Origin of the sequence: Ensifer sp. LC11 (genome assembly GCF_001695835.1) — a bacterium.
Classification (GTDB): domain Bacteria; phylum Pseudomonadota; class Alphaproteobacteria; order Rhizobiales; family Rhizobiaceae; genus Ensifer.
The window spans coordinates 73,038-98,451 of record NZ_MBSO01000008.1; the positions used below are offsets into that span (position 1 = coordinate 73,038).

At 61.5% G+C, this 25,414-nt stretch carries 37 protein-coding genes and 1 tRNA gene; 27 read left to right on the forward strand and 11 right to left on the reverse strand.

Annotated features, from left to right (window positions below; all coding sequences use genetic code 11):
* The first annotated feature begins 7 nt into the window (after positions 1-7).
* From BBX50_RS05980 to BBX50_RS06000, 5 genes are all read left to right on the forward strand, one after another.
* Positions 8-475: a low molecular weight phosphatase family protein gene (locus BBX50_RS05980; RefSeq protein WP_065774407.1), complete on the forward strand. Its 468-nt coding sequence runs from the start codon at positions 8-10 to the stop codon at positions 473-475.
* Between the two features lie 262 nt (positions 476-737).
* Positions 738-956: a translation initiation factor IF-1 gene (gene infA, locus BBX50_RS05985; RefSeq protein ID WP_004435948.1), complete on the forward strand. Its 219-nt coding sequence runs from the start codon at positions 738-740 to the stop codon at positions 954-956.
* A 149-nt stretch (positions 957-1,105) separates the two neighbouring features.
* Complete coding sequence (locus BBX50_RS05990; protein ID WP_065774408.1) at positions 1,106-1,726, forward strand: Maf-like protein; 621 nt, start codon at positions 1,106-1,108, stop codon at positions 1,724-1,726.
* Positions 1,727-1,731: 5 nt separating this feature from the next.
* Positions 1,732-1,956, forward strand: coding sequence for a DNA gyrase inhibitor YacG (gene yacG, locus BBX50_RS05995; protein ID WP_065774409.1), 225 nt, complete (start codon positions 1,732-1,734; stop codon positions 1,954-1,956).
* Positions 1,957-2,293: 337 nt separating this feature from the next.
* Positions 2,294-2,369 (forward strand) — tRNA-Phe (locus BBX50_RS06000).
* A gap of 107 nt (positions 2,370-2,476) precedes the next feature.
* On the opposite strand, the gene BBX50_RS06005 is transcribed toward BBX50_RS06000, so the two are convergent.
* The 10 genes from BBX50_RS06005 to BBX50_RS06040 are packed head-to-tail and all read right to left on the reverse strand — an operon-like array spanning position 2,477 to position 7,623.
* Positions 2,477-3,559: a tyrosine-type recombinase/integrase gene (locus BBX50_RS06005; RefSeq protein WP_065774410.1), complete on the reverse strand. Its 1,083-nt coding sequence runs from the start codon at positions 3,557-3,559 to the stop codon at positions 2,477-2,479.
* A complete protein-coding gene (locus tag BBX50_RS06010) occupies positions 3,559-3,819 on the reverse strand; it encodes a hypothetical protein (RefSeq protein WP_065774411.1) in 261 nt (86 codons plus the stop codon). Before BBX50_RS06010 ends, BBX50_RS06005 begins: the two co-directional genes overlap by 1 nt.
* Positions 3,819-4,190: an HNH endonuclease signature motif containing protein gene (locus BBX50_RS06015; RefSeq protein WP_065774412.1), complete on the reverse strand. Its 372-nt coding sequence runs from the start codon at positions 4,188-4,190 to the stop codon at positions 3,819-3,821. Before BBX50_RS06015 ends, BBX50_RS06010 begins: the two co-directional genes overlap by 1 nt.
* The gene (locus BBX50_RS06020) at positions 4,187-4,714 is read right to left on the reverse strand and encodes a hypothetical protein (RefSeq protein WP_065774413.1); all 528 of its coding nucleotides are present in this window, start codon (positions 4,712-4,714) and stop codon (positions 4,187-4,189) included. Before BBX50_RS06020 ends, BBX50_RS06015 begins: the two co-directional genes overlap by 4 nt.
* Positions 4,711-4,881 carry a hypothetical protein gene (locus BBX50_RS30210; protein ID WP_161490850.1) on the reverse strand — a complete coding sequence of 57 codons (171 nt, stop codon included), beginning with the start codon at positions 4,879-4,881 and terminating at the stop codon, positions 4,711-4,713. The genes BBX50_RS06020 and BBX50_RS30210 overlap by 4 nt, the downstream gene beginning before the upstream one ends.
* Positions 4,878-6,056 carry a DNA polymerase III subunit beta gene (gene dnaN, locus BBX50_RS06025; RefSeq protein WP_065774414.1) on the reverse strand — a complete coding sequence of 393 codons (1,179 nt, stop codon included), beginning with the start codon at positions 6,054-6,056 and terminating at the stop codon, positions 4,878-4,880. The genes BBX50_RS30210 and dnaN overlap by 4 nt, the downstream gene beginning before the upstream one ends.
* 4 nt (positions 6,057-6,060) lie before the next feature.
* Positions 6,061-7,023, reverse strand: coding sequence for a dATP/dGTP pyrophosphohydrolase domain-containing protein (locus BBX50_RS30700; protein WP_065774415.1), 963 nt, complete (start codon positions 7,021-7,023; stop codon positions 6,061-6,063).
* The gene (locus BBX50_RS06035; protein WP_065774416.1) at positions 7,020-7,298 is read right to left on the reverse strand and encodes a hypothetical protein; all 279 of its coding nucleotides are present in this window, start codon (positions 7,296-7,298) and stop codon (positions 7,020-7,022) included. Before BBX50_RS06035 ends, BBX50_RS30700 begins: the two co-directional genes overlap by 4 nt.
* A complete protein-coding gene (locus BBX50_RS30215; RefSeq protein WP_161490849.1) occupies positions 7,295-7,435 on the reverse strand; it encodes a hypothetical protein in 141 nt (46 codons plus the stop codon). The genes BBX50_RS06035 and BBX50_RS30215 overlap by 4 nt, the downstream gene beginning before the upstream one ends.
* A gap of 5 nt (positions 7,436-7,440) precedes the next feature.
* On the reverse strand, positions 7,441-7,623 hold the full coding sequence (locus BBX50_RS06040) for a hypothetical protein (RefSeq protein ID WP_065774417.1): 183 nt from the start codon (positions 7,621-7,623) through the stop codon (positions 7,441-7,443).
* Between the two features lie 152 nt (positions 7,624-7,775).
* Between BBX50_RS06040 and BBX50_RS06045 the strand changes: the two genes are divergently transcribed.
* Together BBX50_RS06045 and BBX50_RS06050 are read left to right on the forward strand one after the other, a co-directional pair.
* Positions 7,776-8,009, forward strand: a complete 234-nt coding sequence (locus BBX50_RS06045) for a hypothetical protein (RefSeq protein WP_065774418.1) — start codon at positions 7,776-7,778, stop codon at positions 8,007-8,009.
* Positions 8,002-8,292, forward strand: a complete 291-nt coding sequence (locus BBX50_RS06050; RefSeq protein WP_065774419.1) for a hypothetical protein — start codon at positions 8,002-8,004, stop codon at positions 8,290-8,292. The genes BBX50_RS06045 and BBX50_RS06050 overlap by 8 nt, the downstream gene beginning before the upstream one ends.
* On the opposite strand, the gene BBX50_RS06055 is transcribed toward BBX50_RS06050, so the two are convergent.
* On the reverse strand, positions 8,289-9,107 hold the full coding sequence (locus tag BBX50_RS06055; protein WP_065774420.1) for a S24 family peptidase: 819 nt from the start codon (positions 9,105-9,107) through the stop codon (positions 8,289-8,291). The genes BBX50_RS06050 and BBX50_RS06055 overlap by 4 nt on opposite strands.
* Between BBX50_RS06055 and BBX50_RS06060 the strand changes: the two genes are divergently transcribed.
* The 20 genes from BBX50_RS06060 to BBX50_RS06155 all read left to right on the forward strand — a co-directional run bounded on the left by BBX50_RS06060 (position 8,995) and on the right by BBX50_RS06155 (position 25,386).
* Positions 8,995-9,333: a hypothetical protein gene (locus BBX50_RS06060; protein WP_244513104.1), complete on the forward strand. Its 339-nt coding sequence runs from the start codon at positions 8,995-8,997 to the stop codon at positions 9,331-9,333. The two genes, BBX50_RS06055 and BBX50_RS06060, sit on opposite strands and share 113 nt — an antisense overlap.
* 239 nt (positions 9,334-9,572) lie before the next feature.
* Positions 9,573-10,052 carry a phage regulatory CII family protein gene (locus BBX50_RS06065; protein ID WP_065774421.1) on the forward strand — a complete coding sequence of 160 codons (480 nt, stop codon included), beginning with the start codon at positions 9,573-9,575 and terminating at the stop codon, positions 10,050-10,052.
* Positions 10,049-11,878: a hypothetical protein gene (locus BBX50_RS30415; RefSeq protein WP_065774422.1), complete on the forward strand. Its 1,830-nt coding sequence runs from the start codon at positions 10,049-10,051 to the stop codon at positions 11,876-11,878. The genes BBX50_RS06065 and BBX50_RS30415 overlap by 4 nt, the downstream gene beginning before the upstream one ends.
* A 34-nt stretch (positions 11,879-11,912) precedes the next feature.
* The gene (locus BBX50_RS06075; protein WP_244513103.1) at positions 11,913-12,074 is read left to right on the forward strand and encodes a hypothetical protein; all 162 of its coding nucleotides are present in this window, start codon (positions 11,913-11,915) and stop codon (positions 12,072-12,074) included.
* Positions 12,074-13,981: a DNA cytosine methyltransferase gene (locus tag BBX50_RS06080; RefSeq protein WP_065774424.1), complete on the forward strand. Its 1,908-nt coding sequence runs from the start codon at positions 12,074-12,076 to the stop codon at positions 13,979-13,981. The genes BBX50_RS06075 and BBX50_RS06080 overlap by 1 nt, the downstream gene beginning before the upstream one ends.
* A gap of 151 nt (positions 13,982-14,132) precedes the next feature.
* On the forward strand, positions 14,133-14,912 hold the full coding sequence (locus BBX50_RS06085; protein WP_065791979.1) for a hypothetical protein: 780 nt from the start codon (positions 14,133-14,135) through the stop codon (positions 14,910-14,912).
* Complete coding sequence (locus tag BBX50_RS06090; RefSeq protein WP_139108835.1) at positions 14,905-15,246, forward strand: hypothetical protein; 342 nt, start codon at positions 14,905-14,907, stop codon at positions 15,244-15,246. Before BBX50_RS06085 ends, BBX50_RS06090 begins: the two co-directional genes overlap by 8 nt.
* Positions 15,243-16,064: a hypothetical protein gene (locus BBX50_RS06095; RefSeq protein ID WP_065774427.1), complete on the forward strand. Its 822-nt coding sequence runs from the start codon at positions 15,243-15,245 to the stop codon at positions 16,062-16,064. Before BBX50_RS06090 ends, BBX50_RS06095 begins: the two co-directional genes overlap by 4 nt.
* A 55-nt stretch (positions 16,065-16,119) precedes the next feature.
* Positions 16,120-16,707: a transcription termination/antitermination NusG family protein gene (locus tag BBX50_RS06100; RefSeq protein ID WP_274533982.1), complete on the forward strand. Its 588-nt coding sequence runs from the start codon at positions 16,120-16,122 to the stop codon at positions 16,705-16,707.
* A gap of 253 nt (positions 16,708-16,960) precedes the next feature.
* Complete coding sequence (locus tag BBX50_RS06105) at positions 16,961-17,314, forward strand: HNH endonuclease (protein ID WP_139108372.1); 354 nt, start codon at positions 16,961-16,963, stop codon at positions 17,312-17,314.
* A gap of 97 nt (positions 17,315-17,411) precedes the next feature.
* On the forward strand, positions 17,412-18,038 hold the full coding sequence (locus BBX50_RS06110) for a phage terminase small subunit P27 family (protein WP_065774429.1): 627 nt from the start codon (positions 17,412-17,414) through the stop codon (positions 18,036-18,038).
* Between the two features lie 4 nt (positions 18,039-18,042).
* Positions 18,043-19,779 (forward strand): terminase TerL endonuclease subunit, encoded by a 1,737-nt coding sequence (locus BBX50_RS06115; RefSeq protein ID WP_083213556.1) that lies wholly within the window; start codon positions 18,043-18,045, stop codon positions 19,777-19,779.
* A 44-nt stretch (positions 19,780-19,823) separates the two neighbouring features.
* Positions 19,824-21,092 carry a phage portal protein gene (locus BBX50_RS06120; RefSeq protein WP_065774430.1) on the forward strand — a complete coding sequence of 423 codons (1,269 nt, stop codon included), beginning with the start codon at positions 19,824-19,826 and terminating at the stop codon, positions 21,090-21,092.
* Positions 21,089-21,817 (forward strand): head maturation protease, ClpP-related, encoded by a 729-nt coding sequence (locus tag BBX50_RS06125; RefSeq protein WP_065774431.1) that lies wholly within the window; start codon positions 21,089-21,091, stop codon positions 21,815-21,817. The genes BBX50_RS06120 and BBX50_RS06125 overlap by 4 nt, the downstream gene beginning before the upstream one ends.
* 70 nt (positions 21,818-21,887) lie before the next feature.
* Entirely contained in the window at positions 21,888-23,108 is a 1,221-nt protein-coding gene (locus BBX50_RS06130; protein WP_065774432.1) for a phage major capsid protein, read from the forward strand.
* An 80-nt stretch (positions 23,109-23,188) separates the two neighbouring features.
* Positions 23,189-23,374, forward strand: coding sequence for a hypothetical protein (locus tag BBX50_RS06135; RefSeq protein WP_065774433.1), 186 nt, complete (start codon positions 23,189-23,191; stop codon positions 23,372-23,374).
* Between the two features lie 2 nt (positions 23,375-23,376).
* Positions 23,377-23,997, forward strand: coding sequence for a hypothetical protein (locus BBX50_RS06140; RefSeq protein WP_065774434.1), 621 nt, complete (start codon positions 23,377-23,379; stop codon positions 23,995-23,997).
* Entirely contained in the window at positions 23,994-24,335 is a 342-nt protein-coding gene (locus tag BBX50_RS06145) for a hypothetical protein (RefSeq protein ID WP_065774435.1), read from the forward strand. The genes BBX50_RS06140 and BBX50_RS06145 overlap by 4 nt, the downstream gene beginning before the upstream one ends.
* Positions 24,335-24,976 carry a hypothetical protein gene (locus BBX50_RS06150; protein ID WP_065774436.1) on the forward strand — a complete coding sequence of 214 codons (642 nt, stop codon included), beginning with the start codon at positions 24,335-24,337 and terminating at the stop codon, positions 24,974-24,976. The genes BBX50_RS06145 and BBX50_RS06150 overlap by 1 nt, the downstream gene beginning before the upstream one ends.
* The gene (locus BBX50_RS06155; protein WP_065774437.1) at positions 24,976-25,386 is read left to right on the forward strand and encodes a phage tail terminator-like protein; all 411 of its coding nucleotides are present in this window, start codon (positions 24,976-24,978) and stop codon (positions 25,384-25,386) included. Before BBX50_RS06150 ends, BBX50_RS06155 begins: the two co-directional genes overlap by 1 nt.
* Positions 25,387-25,414 lie beyond the last annotated feature (28 nt).

A 25,414-nucleotide genomic window follows, 5' to 3' on the forward strand; every position in this document is an offset into this window, starting at 1 on the left:
GACCGGCATGACGGGATCCGAGAAATCGCCACTCAAAATGCCCCGCTCGGTCCTGTTCATGTGCGGCATGAACGCCATTCGCTCGCCGATGGCCGAAGCGCTTGCCAAGGCGGCGCTGCCTGCGGGCACCTATGTCGCATCCGCCGGTGTCCGGCATGGTGAGCGCGATCCCTTCGTCGATGTGGTGATGGCGGAAGTGGGCTTGAGTCTCGGCCGCCACCAGCCGCATACGCTGGACGAACTCGAGGACGATTACTTCGACCTCATCGTGACCCTGGCGCCGGAGGCGCACCACAAGGCGCTTGAATTGACGCGTTCGATGGCGGTGGATGTGGTCTACTGGCCGACGCCGGACCCGACAGTGGCGGTCGGCACGCGCGAGCAGATCGTCGATGCCTATCGCGCCGTGCGCGACCACCTGTCGACGCTGATCAATCATCGGTTGGTCGGCTCGCACAGACGAGAGGAAGCCTGAGGGCGTTGCTGAGATTCGCGGGCGGTTTCTGAGCCTCGCCCCTCCTTAAATCCCAACCGGTTTAAGGCTAAAGACATGTAGCAGTCCGAAGTGCTATAGCGACCTCCGCGCCTCTTATAGGACGCGCGGCACTGTAGCCCGTCACAAAAGCGCAAAAGCCGGTCTTAGATGGTTCACAAATCCTCGTCGATTGTGTAGTTTCCGGCGAATTTTTCGGGATACCTGACGTATCCCTAAACAAAGATAGAAAGAACAGTCCTTCATGGCGAAAGAAGAAGTCCTTGAATTTCCGGGCGTGGTCACCGAATTGCTTCCCAACGCGACCTTCCGCGTGAAGCTCGAAAACGAGCATGAGATCATCGCCCACACGGCGGGCCGCATGCGCAAGAACCGCATCCGCGTGCTTGCCGGCGACAAGGTTCTCGTTGAAATGACCCCGTACGACCTCACCAAGGGCCGTATCACCTACCGCTTCAAGTAAGCCGCATCCCGCTTCGCAAATCCCGGGCATTTCCGCTTTTTCTTCGAAACGCGAAAACGCTCTAACTCTTTGGTTGGACGCAATTCCGGACGCAAAACCGCTTCACCGCACTTTTGCTGGAATCGCTCTTGGAGTGACGGCTCGTTCCGATGACAGTGGCCAAGAAACTGATACTGGCGTCCGGTTCCCCGCGTCGCGTCGAGCTTCTGGCGCAGGCGGGCATCGAGCCCGCGCGCCTGATGCCGATGGATCTCGATGAGACGCCGAAGCGTGCCGAACACCCGCGTTCGCTCGCAAGGCGGCTGTCGGCCGAAAAGGCGCGGGCAGCACTTGCCGCAATCAAGGGTGAGCCCGGCTGGGACGGAAGTTATATCCTGGCGGCCGATACGGTCGTCTGTGTCGGCCGGCGCATCCTGCCGAAGCCGGAACTCGTCAGCGAAGCGTCCAGCACGCTGCATCTTCTGTCCGGCCGCAGCCACCGCGTCTATACCGGCATCTGCCTGATTACCCCGGACAGGACGCTGCGCCAGAAGGTCGTCGACACCAAGGTCCGCTTCAAGCGCCTGTCCGGTTTCGACATCGAAAGCTATCTCGCCTCCGGCCAGTGGCGCGGCAAGGCGGGTGGCTATGGCATCCAGGGCATCGCCGGCAGCTTCGTGGTCAAGCTCGTCGGCTCCTACAGCAACGTCGTCGGGCTGCCGCTCTACGAGACCGTCGGCCTGCTTGTCGGCGAAGGCTATGACGTGCACAATCGTTGGCTGGAAGGCTGACGCCGGTGACTGACGAAACAAAGAACGACGAGACAAGGAAGAGCGGTTCGAACGTCGCGCCCCTGCGCGCGCCGCGCCCCTGTCCGGAATGCGGACGGCCGTCGCATCGCGAACACTATCCCTTCTGCTCTGACCGCTGCCGCAACGTCGACCTCAACCGCTGGCTCTCCGGATCCTATGCCATCCCGGTCGCCGACGACGAATCGAAGGCCGACGACGACGAGCGCTAAGGCAGTGGCGCAGCGCATGTAGCATCGTCTCGGCGTTTCCGGCATCTTCTCCGTCTTAGACGTCCGTCACCGCGCCGGCATCGAGGTGCGTGATTTTCGCCCGTGCTTTCGGTTTTCCAATGGCTTTTTCTCTCACACGCAGATGAGGGGAGCGAACGCGATCTCTCTGAATCCGTTTGTTTTTTCGGGTTTTTGGACTGTCCACAGGATTTCGGTCAAAAAACTTTCATTTGGCGCTGGACACCGCCGAACAAGATGTTATAACCCCGCTCGCTTCCGGGGCACACACAAGCGCCCCGAGGGTTCCGCAAGGAGCCGCTGCCCGAAACGGCAGGATGCCCGGATAGCTCAGTTGGTAGAGCAGCGGATTGAAAATCCGCGTGTCGGTGGTTCAAATCCGCCTCCGGGCACCATCACTAAAATCAGCCATTGATTTTATTGTGGTTTCTCGCCCTAAACGTCCAGAAAATTCACACTACCCTTAAAAGCTGGACACTTTTGTTCCCGCTTTGAGCGCGTGTCACTCGTCAATTGCCTCGTTATCGAAGATCGCTACAGCCGCCTTTGCCAGCACCTTCTGGCGGGCGGCTTTCGTGTATCTTTTGACCTCTTTCGAGGTCGTGTGGCCGGTCATCGACATGATCTGATGTTCGCTTGCGCCGCGATCGGCGAGGCGCGAAGCGGCGGCCTTGCGCAGGCCGTGGGCAGCGCAATGGAACAGTCCTGCTTCATCGCAGCGTTTGCGGAACCAGTTGCCGAAACCGTTCGATGTGAACGGCTTGTTGAACTCGGTCACCAGCAGTGTCAGGTCTCCGCACGGGCTCTTGTCGATGACATCGGCAAGGGTCGGGTGGATCGGGATCGAGAGCTTCACCGGCTTGCGCCGCCGGTTCTTGAACTGGGTGAAGTGAAACCATCCGTTCGACATGTGCTGTTTGCCAAACGCAATGATGTCGCTGCGCCTCTGGGTCGTGTAGAGCATGAGGGTCAGCGCCAGTCTTGCCTTAGTTCCGACCGGATGGCGCGCCTCAAACTGGGCGACTTCGTTGTCAGTCCAAGAATGAAAGCCGTCGCCCTCAGATTTGAAGTAGTCGACGTCGCGAGCCGGGTTAGCCGGCGCAAGTTCGACGTCCTTGCTGGTCGCCCAATTGAACACCGCACGCAGCGCCTTGACGCGACCGTTGGCGGCCTCGGGCAGTTCCGCCTTACGATCACGCAGCACGCGCACGGCCTTGGCGCCGAACGACGGCAGGGGCATGTCTTCAAACAGACGGGTTCCGCCTGGCTTAGTGGGCTCGGCCCATATGTGCTCGATAATGCCTTTGCGCACCTTGCGCGTGCCGGCATCGAGCTGCTTGAACACTGCCGACTGGAAGTATTGTTCGCATAGCCAACGCAGCGTGCCCTTCGTCGACAGCTTGGGTCCGACCTTGTCGGCCTTGAGTTCGCCGTTTAGCGCCTGGAAGTAGGCCGCCTCAAACTCGGGTAGCCCCGGATGACCAGGAAGGCGGATTTTGAGCTGGCCCTTCTTGCGGAAGTAAAACCGCAACACTCCATCGGTTTTGTCTTCGACCAGGTACTTTCGTCTGAGCTTTCGTGGCATCAGGTTTCGACATCCCATTCCCCGCCCTCGTCGATGTCTCCACCGGGCAGGCGGTCAAATGCCCGATCGAGTTGAAGGCGGTCCCAAACGGTGCGTCCGTTAGGCCTCTTCGGTCGGGGCATCCTGCCATCCTTCACCATTTCGTCAAACAGGCTGGTCGAGACGCCGACATAGGCCGATGCCTGCTCTCGGTTGAGCCCGCGCACGGGCGGCAAGGGGCAGGCTGTGACTCGGGGCGTCGAGCGACTTAGAGCTACCATCAGGCGACCTCCTCGCATTCGAGCGGTGGTCCGCCGTTGTGGCCGAGCATGGCGGCTGCGCGCGCCTGGTCGCGGCGCTTCTGGTTTTCCTTATGCGTCACCAGCTCCGTATGCTTGGGGTCCGGATTGACGCAGAGGCGGTTGCGGCATTTGTGGTCGAGCTGCTTCTTGCCGGGAATATAACCGTGTTCGTTGGTCCACATGACCAGATGCACAGCGACCGTCTGGCCGCCGAGCGACATGCGCGGGTAGTCCTTGCCCCGGCCGGTTTTTCCCGAAGTGGGGCCTCGCCAGATCCAGCAGCCCGAAACGGGGTCGATAAAAACCCGCGACATGATCTTTTGGAAGATTTCCAGACGACGGCCGTTCATCCGTGCCGCCTCCAGAGATCGAAATCGGAGCGAAGCTGTTTCCAGCGCTCGGCGGCAGCGGGTTCGTCGTTCAGTTGCTTGCGAGAGGTGATCGCGAGGACGGAGCGCACGCGCGTCGCCGCTCGGTCGTTGGTCAGCGGCGCCTCCAGTCCGTGCTTCTCTTCGAGATACTTCTTGAAGGCCGGTTCGGCGCATTTCATCGCGCATTCGGCCGCGAAGTCCTTCGGCTTCTCCGCGCGCTGCTCCAGTCGGCGGCGTAGCCTGATGATCTCGTCGAAGGCGTACTGCAGAAGGGTGTCCATCGCGCGCATGTAGGTCGGCGCGTGTGTCATCAGGCGGCGATCTTCCCTGCCACAAACCGGCAGGATCAAGGCGATTGTCTCCACTTCGCCGGTCATCGGTTCTTTGGAGCACAGCTCGATTTGGCCGCGTTCGACATCGTAGGATTCGCACCATTCCTCACTGGCAAGGCCGAGCAATTGGCGCGCGTCTCGATACTTCGCCTTCGCAAGCTCAAGGTTCACTTGCGCTCCTCCAGCGTGATCTCGCGCAGGCGCGCGGGCAGCTCGGCCGGATCGTCGTCGCCTTTGCACTCTATGCAGCGGTCGACGATCTCGATCGCGCGCGCCAAGGCGTCACGAAAGCCCTTGCGATATGCGGCGTCGCGCCGCCGCTTCGGGGTGCTGGTCATGCCGCCTGCTCCATGGCGGAGAAGCGGGGCTTCATGATGCTGAGCACGTAGGTCTCGCCGGGCGCGCCTATCGGGCGGGCGAGGACGCGCTTGGCGTCCGGTATGGCGTAGAGGTCGATTTCCGGGCTGGTGACGTTGGCTAGCATCTTCTTCAGCTGCTCGCCGTTCAGGCAGATTTCGAGATCCTGCGGCCCGTCGATTTCGCCGGACATGGACTCGTGCGCGGCCCCGCCGTCGCGGCCCACCATGTCGACGGTGATGCGGCCATCACGTGTGCGGATGTAGAGCGCATCGACCGACGCATCGTCGATCATGATGCAGACACGCTTGATCGAAGCCGAAAGGGTCTCGGTCTTTACGCCAAGGCGGGACGTGCCGGGGACGGGAATGACCTGTTCGTACTCTGGATAGGTGCCGTCGATCAGCTTGGCGGTGATGGTCACGCCATCGAACTTCACCGCCAGAATGAAATCCGTCGCGGCGATCAGTGCTCCTTGAGTTGAGGCATCGAGTAGCTTGCGCACGCTCTCCGCTGCGCGGGGCGGCAGGATGATGTGCGGATAGGCCGAATGATTGTGCGTCGGGAGGGCCGGGCATGCGCCAGTAGGGGCGGAGATCCGTGCGAGGCTAAGGCCATCGGTTGTCGCCACCACCATACCGTCCCCACCCTTTTCGGCATGGATGCAGTAGCCGGTAATCCACGGGCGATCGTCCACCTTCTTGAGAGGGAAGGAAGCCTTGTCGAGTGCAGCCGCCAAGGGCTTACCGGCGATCTCTGTCCAGCCGAGTTCCGCCTTGATTGGGATCGCGGGAAAGTCGTTGGCTGGCAGGAAGGGAATGGACAGGCGCGAATTGCCCGCCGAGATCGCGATACTGTCCTTGCTGCGGCCGGGACCAAAGCTCACTTCGGCGTTCTCCGGCAGGCTGGCGAGGATTTCCTTGAACTTGTCGGCGGGGATCGCAAAGGGGATAGGCTCCTTGATCGCGATCGCCTCGCACTCGGCGTCGATCTGCAGGTCGAGATTGGAGCCGCGCAACAGCACCGCCTCGCCAATCGGCTCCAGCAGCACGTGGGAGAGGATCGGGATCGTGTTGCGGACATCGATCGCGCCCATGACGCGGGAAAGCGCCTGGTGGAGCGTTGAGCGGTGGAGGGTAAACCAGATCTCGGCCATCAGATCAGACCTTTGCGCCGGAAAGCATGTCCGCGACCGCTTTTGCATGGGACGGGGCGGCAAGCCCGAACTCGCGGGAAAACTCGTCCATGGCGGCGGCAAGGTCGCCTTCGGCCATGTAGCGGTAAACGCGCTCGACCCATTCGGGCATCGGGGGCTCGAGGTCCTCCAATGTTCTCGGCGGGTTGTCGTTCTCATCGGTCACAGGAAGCTCAGGCTGGTCAACGGAGCGGTCGTGCTCGATGGCCTGATCTTCGCTCATCGACCGCCAGTCGGGCCAAACACGTGCCATGTTCTTTTTCTGCTTACCGAGAAGGGCCGGCATCAGATCGCTTGCCTGCCCGCCATGGCGCCAGAAGCCGTCCATGGCGAGAATGACAACATCGATCCACTCCGATAGGTCGCGTGGATCCTGCTCGATCTCGCGAAGCTCCTTGCGGATATGGTCTATGATACCGCGCGTGCGGAGCGCGGGGCCGAACGTCTCACGGGACCACTCGATTTGCCGCGCGTAGTAAGTCACCAGATCTTCCCGTGCGGCGAGATTGGGAACGGCTGTGAGCAGGGCGGCGTACTGTCTCAAGGCAACCCGGCGCATTGACGCGGCATAGTGTCCCTCGGTGACGCTGTGGCCGCCAGCTAAGGCTTTCAGCATCTCATCGGTAGGCTCGGTCGGGACCAGTTGCCAAACCTTCGGCACAGCCGCCGACGGCTGATCGAAGGGCGGGCGTGCGTAGACCGGGAACGCGCGCAGATCGTCTTTGTCGCTGATCCACATCGCGCCGAAAGGCGCGTTCTGGATGGGTTCGTACTCGCCGGGGCGGAGCCACGCTACCGGTTCCTCCGACACATGGCTGAGGGCGGCGCGCAAAGCAGCGTCGACGGCGTCGGGGCTACATACTGCGCTGTCACGCTCCCAAAGGACGGCGTGTGCTGCTTCTCGCATTTCCTTGGTAATCACGCTCATGCTGCTTGCTCCTTAGCTGAGCACGCGCCCGCGGTCGGCCGAGGTGCCGGTGTCTGGAGCGGTGGCTTGAAATCGGTGGCGAAAGGCCGGGTGGGATCATCGAGCCAGAGGGCGCAGAGGTCGTGCGGATCGACGCCGTGGCGGTCGGCGATCTCCTGGAAGCTCTCGGTCGCGTCGCTCAGGCTACCAAGGCGGCAGTCGACGAGGGCAGCGGCGAGCCGCGTGCCGTGGGATTGGCGGACAGTTTGAAGCCAACCGTTCGTGGATTGGGTCATGATGAGAGGGTCCAGAAGAAGGCCGCAAAGAGGATGAGGCTTGAGGCGATGGCGCCGAGCGCGCCGCGCACGATCCAGACAGGCGTATCGTTATCAGGGGACACCTGCGGATCGTGGCGGCGGGCTCTCTTCGCCACGGGCTTTACGCCGCGTTCGCCCGGGCGGTGGCGAGGTCTGCGGCCTTCGGGCCGAGCACACGAATTTCTTCAGGGGTGAAGTTTTTGCGCTTCAGATCTTCGGCCGTGCAGCCGTCGCCATGTTCGACCATGGCGAGAACCATGCGGTTGAGAGTGTTTCGGGTCTTAAGTCCGCCGTTCGGTTGCATGTGGATCTCCTACAAATGAGTTTTCAACGATATGGAAAATAAATCCAACTATTGGATAGTGTCAATCGGTGTATGGATTTATTTTCCAACTCATGAAATCGACTCGACTCGGTTGCGTTTCTCTGGATTATGAGAACGAAAGGAGAACAAACATGACCGTTGCACTACGCCACAAGCCGCGGATTTTTGCCTTGCACATCCGGTGCGACAATTGCCTGCGGGAGGTTTCTCGGGCGATCGAGGTGCCGGCGGTCGACGACGCGCCGTGCGACGCGGACGAGCTAGCGGAGAGTGGTTTTATGGATACGCTGGGATTTCGTTGCCGGCATTGCGACTGCCAGATTGGGCGCGTGATTGGAGTTAGTCAGGAGCGCAGCTATGCATGATCCAAAGGATGTAACGGCGTTCACTATCGTTCCGCCGCCGCTTCGAGGGCGGCGGGAAAGCGTACGCCTCATGGCGCATCTGCGCCGTCTGTTTCCGGGGTATTCGTTCAAGTTGGCGGCGATTGCCCCAGTTGACGCTGGTGATCGCTTTGGGATCTATCCAGTTATGAATTTCATTGGTGCTGACAACCGGAGCTATGTCTGCAACGAGCCGCCGAATTGGCTGATAGGCGAGATTCGTAGCGCCTGCCATGCCTTCGGAGATCGGCGCATGGCTGCCTAGAACGGCAGATCATTTTGGATGCGGCGAACCAGGCCAATGACCTCGACGCGCGTACCGTCGTCGGCTTCTAGATTTCGCTCAACCACGATAGGGCGGTGCTTTGGGTTGGTCGATCGAGGGTGAAATTCGGTGCGCCCCTCGTAAATCTCGACCTGCTTAACTGACCATTCGCGCGTATGGCCGCCATCGCGGGTGCGCTCAACGACCACAACCATGCCGTCACGCAACACAGCCTCATGAGCCACATCCTCGTAGGCGACCGCAATAACTCTGTCACCATCAAAGATCGGGCGTGGCCGAAGGTTATTCATGGAATCGCCCGTCACGTCGTAGACCATTTGCCGCGCGTTAGGGAAACGCTCGTCTGGCGGTACCGAGATTATTTCTCGCTCAGACTGATCGAACTCATCCACCTCGCGAAATGCCCCCGCCTCGACGCGGCCGACGACTTGCGCCGCAACCATTCGGCCTGGCGCTAAAGTGAGTTCGGCATTGGCGGTCTCAACCCCATCACGCAGCCATGCTAAAGGCCGCTTGATGGTTCTCGCTAGGGTTTCCATGACGTCGCCGCGTGGTTGCTCGATGTCGCCGCGCAGATACTTGTTGATGTTGTCGTAGGGGATGCCCGATCGCCGCGAAAGCTCGGCTTTGTTCCAGCCAAGCTCGTTGCGTCGTTCGTCTAATCTTTTCCACCAGGTTGTCATGGTCGCTATCATAATTTCGGAATTATTTTCCGGGTTGGATTTCGATGTCTTGAAGATGGATTTAAAATCCAGTATTGCTGCATGCATGAGCACAACGGTTCGACAAATCATAAAGGACGCAGGCGGCGCGGAAGTCATCGCGACAGCCATCGTCAGTTTGGGCGGCGATATCTCGAAAGACGCTGTGTACAAGTGGAGCAAGACCGGCATCCCCGATCGCCACTGGCCCGTCATTATCGGCATGACGGAGTACGGACCCGTTGAACTCTACGGTGCGAACTGCCTTGCTCGCGGAGTTCCGCTTGTATTGCCCCTCCACTCGATTGAGGCGGCCTAATGATGAATTTGTCTTGGCAAGGCGCGAGAAGACTGGGTTTCCTCCTCCCGCCCGGGCGCCTTGCTGGCTGGCGGGGGCGCGACATCTCCTACCGTCGCGTCCCTGCCTCTGTCTTTGTCTCCGCCTATCCATGCGGGCCTCCCTTGATCTGATGGCCTGACCCTACGCGCGACGCCGCTAAGCGTCATCGAATCCTTTCCCAAAATCCTTCCCTTGCCACTTCTGCGGGGTGTTTTCGCATGTCCGGCATTCGCACAATTTCCGATGAAGAGATCCGTACGCTGAAAGCGGATACCGAGGCTTGCTACAAGCTCGGCGGCGGCGTGACCGGCTTCGAGCCGCTGACCCGTGTAACCACCGGCAAGCTCTCCGAGTACGCAAGCTTCGACGAGCGCAACAAGAAGCGGCTGATCCCGATCGACGTTGCGATCGAGGCGGACCGGCGGGCGAAATCTCCCGTGATTGTCAAGGCAATGGCCCGGGTGCTCGGCTTTGATCTGGTGCCGATGGCGTCGCAGCAGGCATGCGCCGCGGTGACCGAGGCAGACGCGCACCGGGTGCTCTACGAGGCGACGGACGTCGCGCGCGCCATCCTCGACGCCTTCCGTGACGGCAATGTGGATGCGCTGGACCGCAAGACGATCCGCAAGGAGCTGCGTGAGGCAATCCGCGCCTTGGAGGAGGTTGACGCCGGTCTCGACGAGGGGGCGGCATCGTGACCGGCAACCTTCCGAAAAACATGGGCGAGAAGGCCGAGCGGTTCATGGCCGCCGCGATGGCCGAGGGTGTGCTGGTTGTCGGGACCGAAGCGGACATGAGAACCTGCCGGAACCTCAACAGTCGCGGACTGTTGCGGCGAAACCAGCAGGACGCCAGCATCTGGTATCCGACCGACAGGGCGTATGAACTGACGGGCGTGGACCGGCCGGCGTTCGATGCCGACCTTGTGGACCACGGCGGCGAGGCCATCGCCCGCCACGCCGCCAACCACGCGACGGTGCATGCAGTGCTTCCGGTCAGCATTGATATCGGGCTCGACGGCGGCGGCGTTGAAGTTTTGACGATTTCGCCGCCGTGCGCCTCCTATTCGAAGCCGAGAGAGCCGGCCGTCATTGCGGCTCGCGGCGACGAAAACGAACTGCTGGCAACCGTCGAGCGGGCGCGCACCGCGTTGACCGAAGACGATGTTCGCCACGCCCTGGTGCTTTCGGGCGGCGCCTACGAAGAGGCCAAGGCGGCGGCGAACTATGCCGAGAAGGTCAAAGCCAGCCGGGAACTGATCACGAAGTTTCGCGCCATCCAGGCGGACGCGCTGAAGGTGGAGACCTATGCGACCATCCGGCTCGCGGAACTGGTCGATGCCGCGCAAGGGCGCGGTGAAGTGTCGGGCCGGGGTCGTCCGAAAAATGTCCAGACTGACGACATTTTCAAGCTTGAGGAAATCGGCGTCGATCGTCGTGCCCTTCACCAGGCGCGAAAGCTTCGCGACGCGGAACTAAAGGCGCCCGGCGTCGTCGAGCGCGCTATCGCTGATCGGATCGAGGCGGGACTTGCCCCGACCCGTAATGCCATACGCCATGCGATCGGCACGCGATCGGCGTCGACGGATGAAAAGGGCGATCAGCTTTACGAAACGCCGGTCGAGGCAACGAGGACAGTTCTGGCGCTCGAAAGCTTCTCGGCGGTCGTAAAGCTGCCGGAAGTCGGACGCGGAGCGATCCTCCGTGTGCTTGAGGCGGCGGGGTATGACGCGATCATTTCGGATCTGCGCGACCGGGGCACCGCCACGCGCCACGGCGAGCTGCAGCAGGTCGGCGACTTCCTGAAGTCCATGCCCGGCGAGACCGAAGGCATGGATATGGTGATCAATCCGCCCTATGGCAGCGTCGCCAATGCCTTCTTGGCGCACGCCGTGCGCGTCCATAAGCCACGCAAGATCGCGGCGCTGCTCAATCTCAATTTCATGTGCGGTTTCGACGATCCAGATCGCCGCTACCTGATGGACGAAAACCCGCCGTCGCGGATCTATGTCTTCACACGTCGCCTGCCGATGATGCACCGGGACGGGTGGGACGGACCCGAAGCTTCGAGCCAGATGAACACGGCTTTCTTCGTCTGGGAGCGCAACGACGACGGGACCTATGGCGACGGTTTCCCGCGCATCATCCGCGTGGACTGGAAGGACTTCGAGGAAGCCAAGCCGCTGTTGCCCGGGGCCGGTGGCTCCATCTCGCCGATGTCGTTTGCTGCAAAGCCCGACGAATTTGCCCGAGAGACGCCCCGCAAGCCACTCGACCAGCGTGTGACCGAGGAGCGAAACCGGGCGCTTGAATGGCTTCGTGAACAGACTGAACCCTTCGACATCGCCGCCATGCGGCGCGGCGTGGCCATTCGCGGACTGGTGGCCGGTGCCCTGCTGGCCGGCTTTGAAGGCGAAGGGCTGATCGTACCTGACGGGGAGGGCCGGTGGCAGGCCGTTCGACCCGGTGAACTTTCACCTTCCGATGATATCGAGACTTTGGAGGCCGAGAATGCTGGGTCTTAACCGGGGCGACCCTCGTCGTTCCCGATCTGCCGCCATGAGCGGCAAAATGGATGAGCGGCAGGCGCTTGCCGCCATCATCCTCTGGAACTCCGGCCATTTCGATACCGCCGATATCGCCGCCGCCCTTCGCTGTGGTGAGGACGCTGTTTATCGCACGCTGCATGCGGCACGGGATATCGCGAAGGGAGGCTGCTGATGTTTCGGGCCGAACTCTTCGCGGAAACCAGCATGGCCGCAATGTCGTCCGGATGGGGCGATGTTCCCTTGATCGTAGACAGCTTTGCCGGGGGCGGCGGTGCCTCTACCGGCATAGAGATGGCTTTGGGTCGGTCGCCCGACATCGCGATCAACCACAGCGCCGACGCTCTCGCGCTGCACGCGGCCAACCATCCCGACACGCTGCATTTGTCCGAGAACGTCTACAAGGTTGATCCGCTCGACCATATGCGCGGGAAGCATATCGGGCTCGCCTGGTTCTCGCCTGACTGCAAGCACTTCTCGAAGGCCAAGGGCGGCAAGCCGGTGGAGCGCAACATTCGCGACCTCTGCTGGATCATTCCCGGCTGGGTCGAGCGCATCCAGAACAGCGGCGGCAAGGTCGATGTCGTCATCATGGAGAATGTCGAGGAGTTCAAGGACTACGGCCCTCTGATCGAGACCGGTAACGGCCTTCGTCCCGATCCCGAACGGAAGGGCGCGACCTATCGCAAATGGTGCCGCACGCTGCGCGGCCTCGGCGCGAAGATGGAAAGCCGGGAGCTACGGGGCCGTGACTTTGGCGCGCCGACGATCCGTAAGCGCCTGTTCATCATCATGCGCTTTGACGGGCAAAAGATCGTCTGGCCGCAGCCAACGCACGGCGACCCGAACGACCGTGACGTGATCGCCGGCCGCAAGCTGCCTTGGCCGATCGTCGCCGACTGCATCGACTGGAGCATTCCGTGCCCTTCGATCTTCGACACGGCCGACGAGATCTGGGAAAAACACCAGGTGCGGGCGAAGCGTCCGCTGGCCGGCAATTCGCACGAGCGGATCGCGCGCGGCCTCGACCGTTTCGTGATCCGGGCAAATCGGCCATTCCTCGTCAATCTCACTCACGGTGGGCGCATCGAAAGTGTCGATGAGGCGATGCGGACTATCACCGCCGCTCATCGAGGCGAAAAGGCGCTGATCTCCCCATCCGTTCAACGCTTCAATGGCGGCGCCGTTGGTTGCGACGTGCGCGATCAACTGCCGACGATAACGGCAAACGGCTACATCAAGCGCCCGGGTGGCGCCGCGCCGCTTGGGCTTCTCGCGCCTGTACTGACTTATGCGCAGCAAGGCGGGGCGGTGCGCTCGGTCGCGGGGCAGGCTCACACGATCACCGCCAGCGACAAGGATCAAAACTCAGTCATGTGCGCCTTCATGGCGCAGGCCAACAACGACAGCCGTCGCATCGGCGGCGTCAATCCCGGCCGGAGCGTCGACGAGGCTGCTTCGACGATCACGCAGTCTGGCAGTCACCAGCAGGTGGTTTCAGCCTATATCGCGCGGCAGTTTGGGACGGGGGCATGTCACAGCGTCGAGCGCGCGGCAGGCACGATCACAACCGAAGGGCAAGGCAAGAGCCAGTTGATCATGCCCTATCTGCAATCCTACTACGCGACCGGCGAGGGTAGCCGGGCCGATGAGGCGATGCGCACGGCGACGGTGAAGCCCCGGCACGGGCTCGTCGAGGCGGTTGTTGATGTTCCGCCATTCACCGAGGCGCAGGCCTATCGCGCACGTCAGGTTGCCGATTTCATGCGCGCGCATGGCCTGTGGGACGACCGCGAGTTTGTAACGGTCGAGATCGACGGACTGACATTTGTCATCGTCGATATCGGCATGCGGATGCTGACGCCGCGCGAACTCTACAACGCGCAGGGCTTCCCCTCGGACTACATCATCGACGGCGCCTGGAAGCCTCCGGGCATCGGCCACAATGGCGGGCCGGTCTGGGTGCCTTTCTCCAAATCCGTGCAGGTTTCGTGCGTCGGCAACAGCGTTTGCCCGCCCGTCGCGCGCGCCCTGGTCGCGGCCAATTGCAACCATCTGGCAGTGCAAAGGGCGGCGGCATGAACTGGCATGATGAAGGTTACAGGTTTGTTTTGATGTGTGGACGGTTCAAGGCTTTCCTGGGCGCGGCGCAGCTCGCGCCGGAAGGCGGCAGCATATGAGCGGTCCACGTTTCTCCGTGATCCCGTCTGGGGCGGTGCTCGACCGTCGATTGATGCGCGGCGATCTCGATGTGCTTTGCCTGCTCGGGATCTCTGCCGATACCGATACAGGCTGGTGCCGGCGCAGTCAGGTCAAGATGGCGAAGCAGTTGGAGGTCGCGCGCTCGACGGTGCAGGCCTCCATCAATCGCCTTGTCGATGCCGGCTGGGTCGAACGGCGCATGCTCAAGGTTCCGGGCGAGGCCGGACAACGCGACAGTGCGCACGAGTATCGGGTCGTTCTCGATGTTCGTGACCGGGATGAAGTTTCACCTTCAGCCCCCTGCCGGCCAGTCGGCACCCCTGCCGATACACCGGCACCCCCTGCCGATCCAGATCGGCACCTAATTAACGTATCTTCTATTAACGATACCAATCCTCACTCTGTTCGGATTGGTGGCCCGCCGCCGCGCGGGTCCGTGCTTGCGGAGCTGATGACGGTGCTCGACCGCGACCATGCGCAAGCGGTGATCGACCATCGCGTCGCGATGCGGCGCCGGTTGACGCCCCATGCGGCCAAGCTCCTTGCTCGCCGCTTCGCCCTGATGCCGAACCCGAACGCAGCGGCCGACGCGATGATCGGCAATGGCTGGCAGGGTTTCGAGCCCGAATGGCTGGAAAACCGGAAGGGAGGCCGTGCGCCGCCACGACTGCCCGACAAGCCGCCATCACCTGCGCAGAAGCTTCGAAATGCCATCCAGATTGCCAAGGAGACCGGAGATGAGACTGGAAATCGCCGAACAGATCAGCCGCTTGATGGAGGCCTTCGGCTCATCGGAGGCGACCGTGAGTGAGGCCGTAATCAGGGATATGATCGTCGTCGCCGATGCCTATCCGGTCAGCCTGGTCTCGCGTGTCGTTGACCGCTACCGCCTCGGGCAGGTGGACGGGCAGTCGCTCGACTTTCCCCCCAAGCTGCCGCAGCTCGCTGTCGCGCTACGGGCCGAGCCCCGCCATCCCGGCGAGGCGGGATATCTCTCTCCCGAAGACCATCGCCGTCGCATGATCGAGGCAAACGATGCGCAGCTGCCGAAGCACAGCGAGGAGGCGAAGGCGCGCGTCCGCAAGCTCGTGAGGGCGTTCCAGGCCGGTCACGACGTGAGCGCGATGGAAGGCGGTGCGAAATGACCGCGGTTGATGCACCGAAGCGCGACAGTGTCATGCGGCTCTTCCGGAAGGCTCACCGGGACTGGCCCACGTTTCTCTCCGACAGCGGGCCAGCGGCAGAGCGGGCGTTCTTCGCGCTGTCCGAGGATGACCAGCACGTGGCTGCGGAGCGGCAGGTCGTGTATGTGGCGGCTGTTCGGCGCACCAAGGGAAAGATTTGCAGTTTCGCCATCTACTGCAAGGAGCGGCGTTGGGAGAAGCTGCCCGAGGACGGCGAGCGAGATGCAGGGAAGGCATCCGTCGTCCTCTGCAAGCCCTTCGGGCCGGTTTGGGCGGGGCTGCGGATGCTGCGGCTGCTCAAGGGTCCGGTGGATGTCGAAATGCCGGTTGATCCCCGGCAGACGGCGCGCAGCACCTTCGATCGTCTCTGCGAGCTGAATGACGCGCACGCGCAAGCCTATCTCGCGCGGAAGGGCATCCGCCTGGATGACGACGGCTCACTGGTTTTCCCAATCGACTTCGAGGGTACTGAGTATCGCAAACGCGTCCTTGAGACCGGCTACGCAGAGGTCAGCAGGCTCGACCGTCTTCGCGGACCCGAGAGGGTGCCTGCCTGGTGCAGCGTGTTCCTGGAGCTGTGCGAGGCCGTGCCAGTCGGATGCGAAATGTACGAGCATTGGCGCGAGCACCATGCCGCAATGGTCTGGCCCTTCGTTCCAGACCCGGTCTCGATGGAAGTCGTTTGGTTCCCGAAGGGCGGGCCGCAGGGCCTGAAAGAGTTTGAAGCGGCTGCGCGCGCAGCCATTGCGGTAGATCGGAGCCATAATGATGCAGCATAGGGGAATGACGGGAGCGCCGATCGCGACCGAGTCGAAGGACGGGTTCAGGGATCGGATGCGGCGAATCACGGACAGCCTCCTCGATGAAGGGGCGCTGTTGACGGTGAATTGCCGAATAAACGGCGGGAAAGCGCCTTGGTTTGCCCTTCGGGTATGGACTGGCCGGGAGAGGGTTGTGGAAAAATCGCTCGAAGAAATGGGTGTTCGGTCGCTCGTACCTATGCGGAAAGGCCCGGATCTGCGTCGTCGCCATCGTCTGATCGAGGGCCAGATGATGCCTGTCATTCATGGTTACGTGCTCGTGCAGTTGCTTGCCCAGCCCGAATATCTCGCCGGGTTGCAGGGCATAGAGCATGCCATTGACGTGCTCGGTGGGTGTGAAAAGCCGATGCGGTTGAGTGACAAAGAAGTCAGCAGATTCAGTGCTCTTGCTCGCGGCGGTAAGTATGATTTCGAGCGCCCCGCTGACCTAATGGTATCGGCGGGGGAGAGCCTTCGAGTGACTGCCGGTCCATTCACCAACTTCAAGGCGACAGTGATTACTCCGAATAAGCGTGGTCGGGGTGACGTAGTCGTTTCCATCAGCATCATGGGGGGAGAGGTTCCTGTGACGGTGCCTCTTGCATTGCTCGAAAGGTTGTGAGAGTTATTTCGCCATTGGACAAGCTGATGATCCTGTAGTGAGCCTCTGAGAACGCCTAAACAGCGGGGAGAAATCCCGAGGTAGGTACGCCGGTCAGCCCCAACCCTGACAGTCTCCCAAGCGAGACGCATCGATTCAGGGTCAGTGCGAAAGCTATGAGAAAACGACAGGCGGCCGAGAGGTCGCCTTTTCGCTATCGGGTACGATGGTCGCAAAGCCCAAGTCATTCCGGCCGAACGGCAGGCCATCAGCGGTGCAACGCGAACAAGCGTACGATCGGGAGCGGGATCAGCAGCCATGGCGGAGATGGTACAAGACGGCCAAGTGGCAGCAGGCGCGAGCCGACTTCCTGGCTGATCCGGACAACCAGTTCTGTGTTCGTTGCCAAGCAAACGGACTGCTCAATCCCGGCATCTACCGCAAGGACGGCACACTCGAAACGAACCGTCGTCGTATGCACCTGGTCGTGAACCATGTGCAGCGGCATCACGGCGAGGAGGTGTTGTTCTGGGACCGGGACAATTGGGAGCCATTGTGCCCCGACCACCACGACATCGACGTCCAGGCCGAAGAGCGGCAGGGGACCGGGGGTGGGTCAAAAGTCTAGGCCGCCAGAGGGCTAGACCGGTGGGTGTGCTCGCTCACGTCGCCGCGAAAATAGCGAAATCTTTTTTTTTCTGACACGCCAACCGATGGAGGGCGAGATGACGCGTGGTCGTAAGCCTGACACCGACCAGCAGCAGGCGGATAAAGGTGCGCCCGGAAAGCGGATGACCCAGAAGGATGTTGCGACAGTTCGGTCGAAAAAGGCGGCGGAGCCGATCTCCATCGGTAACGTCCGCCCGCCGAAGTGGCTCAAGCGGAGCCGCAAGGCGACCGAGGTGTGGAACGATCTTGCGCCAAAGCTTCAGCGCCTTAACCTCCTGACCGACCTCGACGCCGGACCGCTCGCGCGCTACTGCCGATACGTCGTCGAGTGGATCGCGGCGGACGTGGCCGTCCAGAAGGAAGGCACCTGGTTCGACACCACCGATACGAACGGGGCGCCGACCAAAAAACGGCATCCGGCTTGGCAGGCGGCACAAGACATCGAAAAGATGTTGCGCGATCTGGAGGCGACCTTCGGTATGCGTCCGGATGCCCGCTACAAGATCATGCGCGACCAGGCGGCGGCGCGTGGTCTGGGTGACCTTCCGCTCTGGGGCAATACGCCCGACAGGGATGAGGAGAAATCGGGAGACGGTGCGCCGGCAGCTGCGCAGCCCGACCCTGATGACATCATCGGCATTCTCGGCGCCCACAACTCGATGCCTCCCGGCTCGCTGAACTGATGCCATGGAAGTCTCTGCTGTTGCGGTGCAGGCTGCTGCCGGCCATCGGTTGTGGCCGGAACCGGAGTGGGTCAAGGAAGCTGCAGACGCGAAGGGGTGGGCGTGGGTTCGTCTCGCCTGGGAGCGATGCTCCCGCGTAGCCGGTTCTTGGTTCGACGAGGCGAAAGCGGCCGCCGCCATTCACCTGTTTCCGAAGGTCTTCCGGCTCACGGATGACCGTTTTGCCGGAAAGCCCTTTCGCCTCGGCCTATGGCAAGAATGTATCGTTCGCCTTCTCGTCGGCTGGAAGGCGCCGATCGAGATCGTTGACGAGCAGACCGGGCAACCCGCCTTTGTCCATGTCCGTATATTCCGACGCCTCATGTTGTGGGTGCCTCGGAAAAACGGCAAGTCGGAGTTTCTGGCGGCGCTGGCGCTGCTGTTCTTCATTCTCGACGGTGTCGTTGGCGGACAAGGCTATGTGTTCGCCCGCGACGAAAGTCAGGCCAAGATCATCTTCAACAAGATGAAGGCCATGATCAGCATGGCGCCCAACATGGGTGACACGCAGATCTACAAGAAGTCGATCTATCTCCCGAAAATCCGGGCGTTGTTCGAACTTCTGACAGGAAAGCCCGAGGGAAAGCACGGGAAATCGCCGACCGTCATAGCGGGCGACGAGATGCACGAATGGGAGACGCCGGATCTGGCGAACTTCCTGCGGCAGGGCACCGGCACCCGATTGGAGCCGATCGAACTCTACGCGTCGACTGCCGGCATCAAGTCGAACAAGACCGGCTATGCTCTTTGGGAGGAAAGCCTGTCGATCCTCGAAGGGCGGATCGATGACCCCTCGACGCTGGTTGTTATCTTTGCGCTCGATCCTGATGACGATTGGGCCGACGAAGCGAACTGGCCGAAGGCTAACCCGTCGCTCGGCATCTCGCCCACGATGCAGTTTCTGCGTCGCGAGGCGGCAATCGCTGCAGATAACCCGCGCGCCGAACAACATTTCCGCTGCTACCACCTCAATCAGTGGATCGACGCGGTAACGCGCTGGCTCAGCCTGAAGAAGTGGGACGCATGCGCGACGGACACCGAGGCTTGGAAAGGCTGGCGTGATGGGCGCGGCCTCGAAGGGCGAAAATGCTACGCGGCGATTGACGTATCGTCCAATCAGGACATCACCGCGCGGCTGCTCGCTTTTCCGCCAGACGACAAGATCAAGCGGTGGATTTTGTCGGCACGGTTCTGGGTTCCCGAAGACACGATCGCGCGCCGATCGCGGCAGGATCGTGTCTCCTACGACAAATGGCTCGGCATCGAGGCTTTAGAGCAGACGCCGGGCGACTACGTCGATCAGGATTATGTGCGGAAGGCGCTAGCCGAAGATCTGGAACGGTATGACGTAGCGTCCATCGGCTATGACCCGTGGAACGCGACCAAGCTCGTCACGGACATGCAGAAAGACGGCGTGCAGGAAGGGATGTTTGTGACCATGCGTCAGGGCATCCCGACGCTTGGCGAACCGACCAAGCTCTTCGAGCGACTGGTCATCTCGGGACATCTCGACCACGGCGGCCACCCGATCCTTCGTTGGATGGCTGGCAACGTCGCGGTTCGCTTTGACGAGAACCTGAACTATGCGCCGACCAAAAAGAAGAGCGCCGAGAAGATCGACGGAATTGTCGCCGCCGTCATGGGCGTCGGCCTTTCGATGATGGAAGAAGAGCCCTCGCGGCCAGCCCTGGAGTTTCTATGAGCGCGTGGCGGAACCGTATTGCTGGATGGGTCGCGGGACGAGACGTGGCCGAACCGGTCGTTGATCGGGCGGTGGACCCTGTTTTTGACAAGGGCGGCACGGAGAACTTTACGCCCTTGCCGGCCATCTTGCCGGGCACGTCGATGTGGGGTGATTTCGTCGAGATAGTCGGGAAGCTGCCGGCGCCGACGGAGCGGACGGCGCTCATGGTTTCGGCGATTTACGCGTGCGTCAACCTGATCGCCGGAGCCATATCGTCGTTGCCGGTGAACATCTATCGCGTGAACGGCGAGAATGGCGAGCGTGGCCGGATCTACAACGATGATCTGCATTGGGTCTTCAATGAGCAAATGAGCCCGCGGTGGATGTCAGCGAGTGGCTGGGAGTTCCTATGCCAGTCGTTGCTCCTTCAGGGCGACGCCTTCGCGCCGATCCAGCGTCGGGGCGACAAGCCGATCGGTTTCACCCCCGTTCATCCCGACCGCGTGACCGTTGGGCTTTGGCCGGATGGATCGAGGCTCGTTTATGCGGTGGCGCCCGAACTGACCGCGTCCGACAAGGACGGCTTTCAGATCTACGACCAGGATGACATGCTGCATATCGCCGGCTTCGGCTTTGATGGGTTTCGCGGTCTGTCTCCGCTGCGCCATGCCCTGCGGATAACCGGCGCTTCGTCGATCGCGATGCAGGAGTTTTCGGCAAACTTCTTCGCCAACTCGGCGCGACCCGACTATGCGCTTGGCACCGACCAGACGTTGACAAAGCCGCAGGTCGATGATCTTCGCGACGAGATCGAGAGGAAGCACCAGGGCGTGCAAAACTCCCATCGGCCGATGTTGCTCCACGGCGGATTGAAAATCCTGCCGATCACAATGCCGATGAAGGACATGGAGTTGGTCGCGTTGCGGCACCTCCAGATCGAGGAGATCGCACGCATCTATGGCGTTCCTCCCTTCATGATCGGTCACAATGAGAAGACGACAAGCTGGGGTTCCGGTGTCGAAGCGATGTCGATCGGCTTCGTTCGGTTCGCGCTTCGGCAGCATCTGACGAAGATCGAAAACGAGATCAACCGGAAACTCTTCCGCACGGCCTCGCGCGTGGCCGAGTTCGATACTTCCGAACTTGAGCGGGCGGACATGAAGTCTCTCTTCGAATCTCTCCGCATCGCTGTCGGCCGCGCTGGCGAGCCGCAAATCATGTCGGCCAACGAAGCTCGCGAAAGGCTGCGCCTGAAGCGTGACGACAAGGGCGGTTTCGTCGGCACCAATCCGGGTCGGGCACCGACCGAACAGAAGGAACCCTCGCAATGAATAGGCTTCGCGCACTCCTTGCCGCAAACCAGAAACGAGGGTCATTCCGGGCTGAAGGAAACACGATCTACCTCTACGACATGATCGTGGCCGACGAGTTCGAGGCCGAGTGGTGGGGCGGTGTTTCGCCAGCGGCTTTCATCGAGCAACTGCGCACGATCAAGGGGGATGTGGCCATCCGGATCAATTCTCCGGGTGGCGACGTCTTCGGTGCAGTCGCCATCTGCCAGGCGATGCGTGAACACACTGGCGCGATCACCGTGCATGTCGATGGTTATGCCGCTTCGGCCGCTTCCGTGATCGCCGTATGCGCTCCCAAGGTCATCATGGCTCCGGGCTCTTTCATGATGATCCACAACGCCTGGACCTTCGTCGTCGGCAACAAGGAAGATTTACTGTCCTCGGCCGCACTACTCGACAAGATCGACGGCAGTATCGCCGATTCTTACGCCGCCAAGAGCGAGAAGGACGCTGCGATCTTCCGGGATTACATGTCTGCCGAGACCTGGTTCACGGCTTCGGAGGCGGTGTCGCTCGGGCTTGCCGATGCAGTGGCCGAAGGGCAGGGCAAGGCGTCCGCGAAATGGGATTTGAGCGCTTTCAACGCCGCGCCCGCGTTGCCAGAACCGTCGTCGCCCCCCCCGGCGCCTGCCGCTGCTGACGAGAATGAAGTTTCACATCGCGTTCGGCTTCATGCCGCACGCATGCTGGAAAAAGCTGCCTAAGCGCGCCGCGCTGAGCAGGTAACTGGCCGCGCTCGCGGCCGCTCTCCTACATCGTTGAAAGGATGACGAGATGTCTATTCAGGCACTTCGAGAACAGCGCGCGGCCAAAGCCAAGGCGCTGAAGGATCTGGTCGAAAAGAAGGACTGGAAGCCGGAAACCGACCAGCCGATCTATGACGCCGGCATGGCCGAGATCGACGAAATTGACGCGCGTATCAAGCGCATCACCGATATGAATGAGCGGGTTGCCCGCGACACGCTGGAAAACAGCGTGATCGAAGCATCCGAGCGTGCCGGTAAGGATCAGCAGTCCGCAGGCGCCGCCGTCTATGCCAAGTGGCTGCGCGGTGGTGACAATGCGCTCAACGCCGAAGACTGGCAGACGATCCGCAATACGATGTCGACGACCACGCCGGCCGAAGGCGGATACACGGTGGCAACCGAAGTTGCCAAGACTACGCTCGATGCGCTGAAGGCCTACGGCGGCATGCGCGAAGTTGCCGACGTGCTCCAGACGTCGGGCGGCAACGCAATGTCGTTCCCGACCTCGGATGGGACGAATGAAGAGGGCGAAATCGTGCCGGAAAACCAGCCGGCCACGGATCAGGATGTCGGTTTCGGCACGGCCGGGCTCTCGGTCTACAAGTACTCTTCCAAGGTCGTCGCCGTTCCGTGGGAGCTGCTGACCGACAGCAGCGTCGATATCGAGGGCTTCGTACGCGGGCGTCTGATCCGGCGTCTCGGGCGCGTTACCAACAAGCATTTCACCATCGGTACCGGCGTCAGCCAGCCGAACGGAGCATTCACGGCCGCGCAGGTTGGCGTCGCGGCGGCGAACGGAAGCTCTCAGGTCGCGCTTGTTACCTACGACAGCCTTGTGGATCTTCAGCATTCTGTCGATCCGGCCTATCGCGAAGGCGGCAATTGCCGTTGGATGATGAACGACGATACCGTCCGGATCGTTCGCAAGATCAAGGACGGACAGCAGCGCCCGATCTTCGTTCCCGGCTATGAAGTGAACGTACCGGGTGGCGCTCCCGACCGGCTCCTTGGAGACCCCATCAAGGTCAACCAGAACGTTGCCAAGATGGCGGCAAGCGCGCGCTCGATCGGCTACGGCGACTTCAAGCACTACACGATCCGCGATGTCATGGCGGTCCAGATGTTCCGTTTTGCGGACTCCGCTTACACCAAGCGCGGACAGGTCGGTTTCCTCGCCTGGATGCGTTCGGGCGGCAATCTGCTCGATGTCGGCGGCGCCGTGAAGGTCTTCGTCAACGCCGCATCGTAACCCGTCGAACTTGGCGATGCGCGGTCCGGGGCGATAGCTCCGACCGGTCGTCCCTTTTTCTCAGCGAAAGGAAACCTCCCATGACCACGACCAAAAAGAACCCCGATGCATCGGGGAATGATGCTGAAGTGCATATCGATCTGAAGTCCGTCTTGCTTTCTGCCTACTACGGCGAAAGCGGACCGGGTTCGGTCATCGAACTCGACGCGAACGAAGCCGACCGGCTGGTCGCTATCGGCGCTGCAACTGCATTGGAGTCCGAGTAACCATGGACGTCAGGGTCATCACTCCTCCGGCGCCCATCGTGACGCCTTCGGATGTTCCGGGTTCGCACCCGGGCACTGACGCCGGAATCGCGGCCCTGATTGCCGCGACCACGGAGCAGATCGATGGCCCTGACGGCTGGCTTGGGCGATGCCTCGGACCTCAGACGATCGAGGTGGCCGGTCTCTTCTTCCGCGAGCGGCAGAAGCTGCCGTTTGGTCCGGTCATCAAGATCATCAGCATCGTGACTGAAGACGAAGATGGAAACGCTACGCCGGCAGACTCCTCGACCTGGCGTCAGGACGGCGACACGCTTGTCGTATCGACTGGAGCGCGTTGGGTTACAGACTACCGCCATCGCGTCCGTTACTCAGCTGGATACAACGGCACGGCGGGCGCGGCACCTGGAGAGGCCCAGACGGGTAAGGTTCCGGAGCGCGCGCGTCAAGCAATCATTCTGTCGGTACAAGATCTGGTGCGCGTCCGGGCGTCTGACGCCGACATCCGTTCTGAAGAAGTCGAGGGGGTCGGTACGGCGACGTATCTCGACAGCGACAAGATGGCTGCTGTGATCGAGCGCACGTGCGGGCGGCTGTTGTCCACTCTACGGGTGTTTTCAGTATGACCCCGGCACAAGCGATTGCCGCGCTCGATAGGCAGCTCGCCAGACACGGTCAGGCCGTGCGGGTTCGCCGTGGGCCAAAGGACGCGCAGGTCGCGATTGCCGCGATGCTTGGGTTCGTTCGTGGCTACAAGGCCGACGATGTCGTGGGTGAAAGCGGCGTCTCGCAGACCGATAGCAAGGTGGTGCTTTCCCCATCCGATCTTGCCGCCTGGCCGCGGCCCTTTCCTCAGAAGGGCGATTGGTGCGAGGTCGATGGCCGGTTTCGGGTCGTTGAGGAACACGATCACCGCAAGCTGAATGATGTGGTGGTGCGTATCGAATTGAGGATCAAAGGCTGATGGCAGGGTTTGAGACCTTCGACAAACAGATCAGCCTTGCGACGGCGGACATCGCGCAGGATCAGATTTCCGCGCATCTGGCACGATTTGCGCGCCAGCAGCTCGCAGAGGCGATCCAGACGGGCGCCGCGACGCCGGTCTATGATGTGTTCGTCAACGGTCGCCGGGGAGTCTCGGAAGAGACGGTGCAGGCGCCGGGGCCGATCCTTTATGAGTTTTCATGGTGGCGGGTGGTCATCCGCTACGCGCTCGATGCCCTGGTGAAACACAGCCCGCGAAAGAGCGGGCGTTATGCCTCGTCGTTCATTGTCATCGTCGGCGGCAAGGTGGTGATCGATTTCGAGGACATTGCGCCTTCGGCCGAGGTGATCATCACCAACACGCAGCCTTATGTCCGCAAGGTGCAGGTGGGTGCGATGCAGATGAGCGTTCCCGCCCGCATGTTTGACAAAGCCAAGACGAGCCTGGTGCGCCGCTATGGCTCGCAGAATTTCAGTTTCGAGATGCGGTTCTTGGATCTCGGCGCCGGGCTCCATCCGCTGATCCCCTACCGGCTCAAGCGCAATCAGGGGCGACGCAAGGATAGGCAAGCCGGAATGCCGATCACCTATCCGGCGATCATCATGAACATGGTGCAGTGATGTCGACCCCTCAGAGCTACGATGCCGTTCATGACTATCTGATCGCCAACTGGTCGACGACGCCCATCGCGTTTGAGAATGACCGTTTCGAGCCACCGACCGACGCGGAGACGTGGTTGTTCGTCGAGGTGTTCGGCGACCTTTTCGCGCAAGAGAGCATTGGTGCTGAAACGCAAGCCGCCAACCTCTGGCGCGAAGCGGGGCAGATCTACGTGCATGTCATGACGCCCCGCGGCGCCGGAACGCGCACGGCACGCTTGTATGCCAGCCAGATCGCCGACCTGTTTCGCGGGCAGGAAATTGCCGGCGTTGTCTTTCGCGACGCCTCGATTGGAGCCGGTGAACCCGGCAAGGCGGATGGCAGCTATTTCCGCATGACGGTCACCATCGACTGGCAGCGCGACGAATGAACCTTGGCCGCTGCTCGCGGCATCATCA

Coding starts and splice junctions, on each gene's coding strand:
- BBX50_RS05980 (WP_065774407.1), top strand. CDS start 8: ATGACGGGATCCGAGAAATCGCCACTCAAAATGCCCCGCTCGGTCCTG.
- infA (WP_004435948.1), top strand. CDS start 738: ATGGCGAAAGAAGAAGTCCTTGAATTTCCGGGCGTGGTCACCGAATTG.
- BBX50_RS05990 (WP_065774408.1), top strand. CDS start 1,106: ATGACAGTGGCCAAGAAACTGATACTGGCGTCCGGTTCCCCGCGTCGC.
- BBX50_RS06005 (WP_065774410.1), bottom strand. CDS start 3,559: ATGCCACGAAAGCTCAGACGAAAGTACCTGGTCGAAGACAAAACCGAT.
- BBX50_RS06010 (WP_065774411.1), bottom strand. CDS start 3,819: ATGGTAGCTCTAAGTCGCTCGACGCCCCGAGTCACAGCCTGCCCCTTG.
- BBX50_RS06015 (WP_065774412.1), bottom strand. CDS start 4,190: ATGAACGGCCGTCGTCTGGAAATCTTCCAAAAGATCATGTCGCGGGTT.
- BBX50_RS30210 (WP_161490850.1), bottom strand. CDS start 4,881: ATGACCAGCACCCCGAAGCGGCGGCGCGACGCCGCATATCGCAAGGGC.
- dnaN (WP_065774414.1), bottom strand. CDS start 6,056: ATGGCCGAGATCTGGTTTACCCTCCACCGCTCAACGCTCCACCAGGCG.
- BBX50_RS30700 (WP_065774415.1), bottom strand. CDS start 7,023: ATGAGCGTGATTACCAAGGAAATGCGAGAAGCAGCACACGCCGTCCTT.
- BBX50_RS06035 (WP_065774416.1), bottom strand. CDS start 7,298: ATGACCCAATCCACGAACGGTTGGCTTCAAACTGTCCGCCAATCCCAC.
- BBX50_RS06040 (WP_065774417.1), bottom strand. CDS start 7,623: ATGCAACCGAACGGCGGACTTAAGACCCGAAACACTCTCAACCGCATG.
- BBX50_RS06045 (WP_065774418.1), top strand. CDS start 7,776: ATGACCGTTGCACTACGCCACAAGCCGCGGATTTTTGCCTTGCACATC.
- BBX50_RS06050 (WP_065774419.1), top strand. CDS start 8,002: ATGCATGATCCAAAGGATGTAACGGCGTTCACTATCGTTCCGCCGCCG.
- BBX50_RS06060 (WP_244513104.1), top strand. CDS start 8,995: ATGGTCGCTATCATAATTTCGGAATTATTTTCCGGGTTGGATTTCGAT.
- BBX50_RS06055 (WP_065774420.1), bottom strand. CDS start 9,107: ATGATTTGTCGAACCGTTGTGCTCATGCATGCAGCAATACTGGATTTT.
- BBX50_RS06065 (WP_065774421.1), top strand. CDS start 9,573: ATGTCCGGCATTCGCACAATTTCCGATGAAGAGATCCGTACGCTGAAA.
- BBX50_RS06075 (WP_244513103.1), top strand. CDS start 11,913: ATGAGCGGCAAAATGGATGAGCGGCAGGCGCTTGCCGCCATCATCCTC.
- BBX50_RS06080 (WP_065774424.1), top strand. CDS start 12,074: ATGTTTCGGGCCGAACTCTTCGCGGAAACCAGCATGGCCGCAATGTCG.
- BBX50_RS06085 (WP_065791979.1), top strand. CDS start 14,133: ATGCGCGGCGATCTCGATGTGCTTTGCCTGCTCGGGATCTCTGCCGAT.
- BBX50_RS06095 (WP_065774427.1), top strand. CDS start 15,243: ATGACCGCGGTTGATGCACCGAAGCGCGACAGTGTCATGCGGCTCTTC.
- BBX50_RS06100 (WP_274533982.1), top strand. CDS start 16,120: ATGCGGCGAATCACGGACAGCCTCCTCGATGAAGGGGCGCTGTTGACG.
- BBX50_RS06110 (WP_065774429.1), top strand. CDS start 17,412: ATGACGCGTGGTCGTAAGCCTGACACCGACCAGCAGCAGGCGGATAAA.
- BBX50_RS06115 (WP_083213556.1), top strand. CDS start 18,043: ATGGAAGTCTCTGCTGTTGCGGTGCAGGCTGCTGCCGGCCATCGGTTG.
- BBX50_RS06125 (WP_065774431.1), top strand. CDS start 21,089: ATGAATAGGCTTCGCGCACTCCTTGCCGCAAACCAGAAACGAGGGTCA.
- BBX50_RS06130 (WP_065774432.1), top strand. CDS start 21,888: ATGTCTATTCAGGCACTTCGAGAACAGCGCGCGGCCAAAGCCAAGGCG.
- BBX50_RS06135 (WP_065774433.1), top strand. CDS start 23,189: ATGACCACGACCAAAAAGAACCCCGATGCATCGGGGAATGATGCTGAA.
- BBX50_RS06140 (WP_065774434.1), top strand. CDS start 23,377: ATGGACGTCAGGGTCATCACTCCTCCGGCGCCCATCGTGACGCCTTCG.
- BBX50_RS06145 (WP_065774435.1), top strand. CDS start 23,994: ATGACCCCGGCACAAGCGATTGCCGCGCTCGATAGGCAGCTCGCCAGA.
- BBX50_RS06150 (WP_065774436.1), top strand. CDS start 24,335: ATGGCAGGGTTTGAGACCTTCGACAAACAGATCAGCCTTGCGACGGCG.
- BBX50_RS06155 (WP_065774437.1), top strand. CDS start 24,976: ATGTCGACCCCTCAGAGCTACGATGCCGTTCATGACTATCTGATCGCC.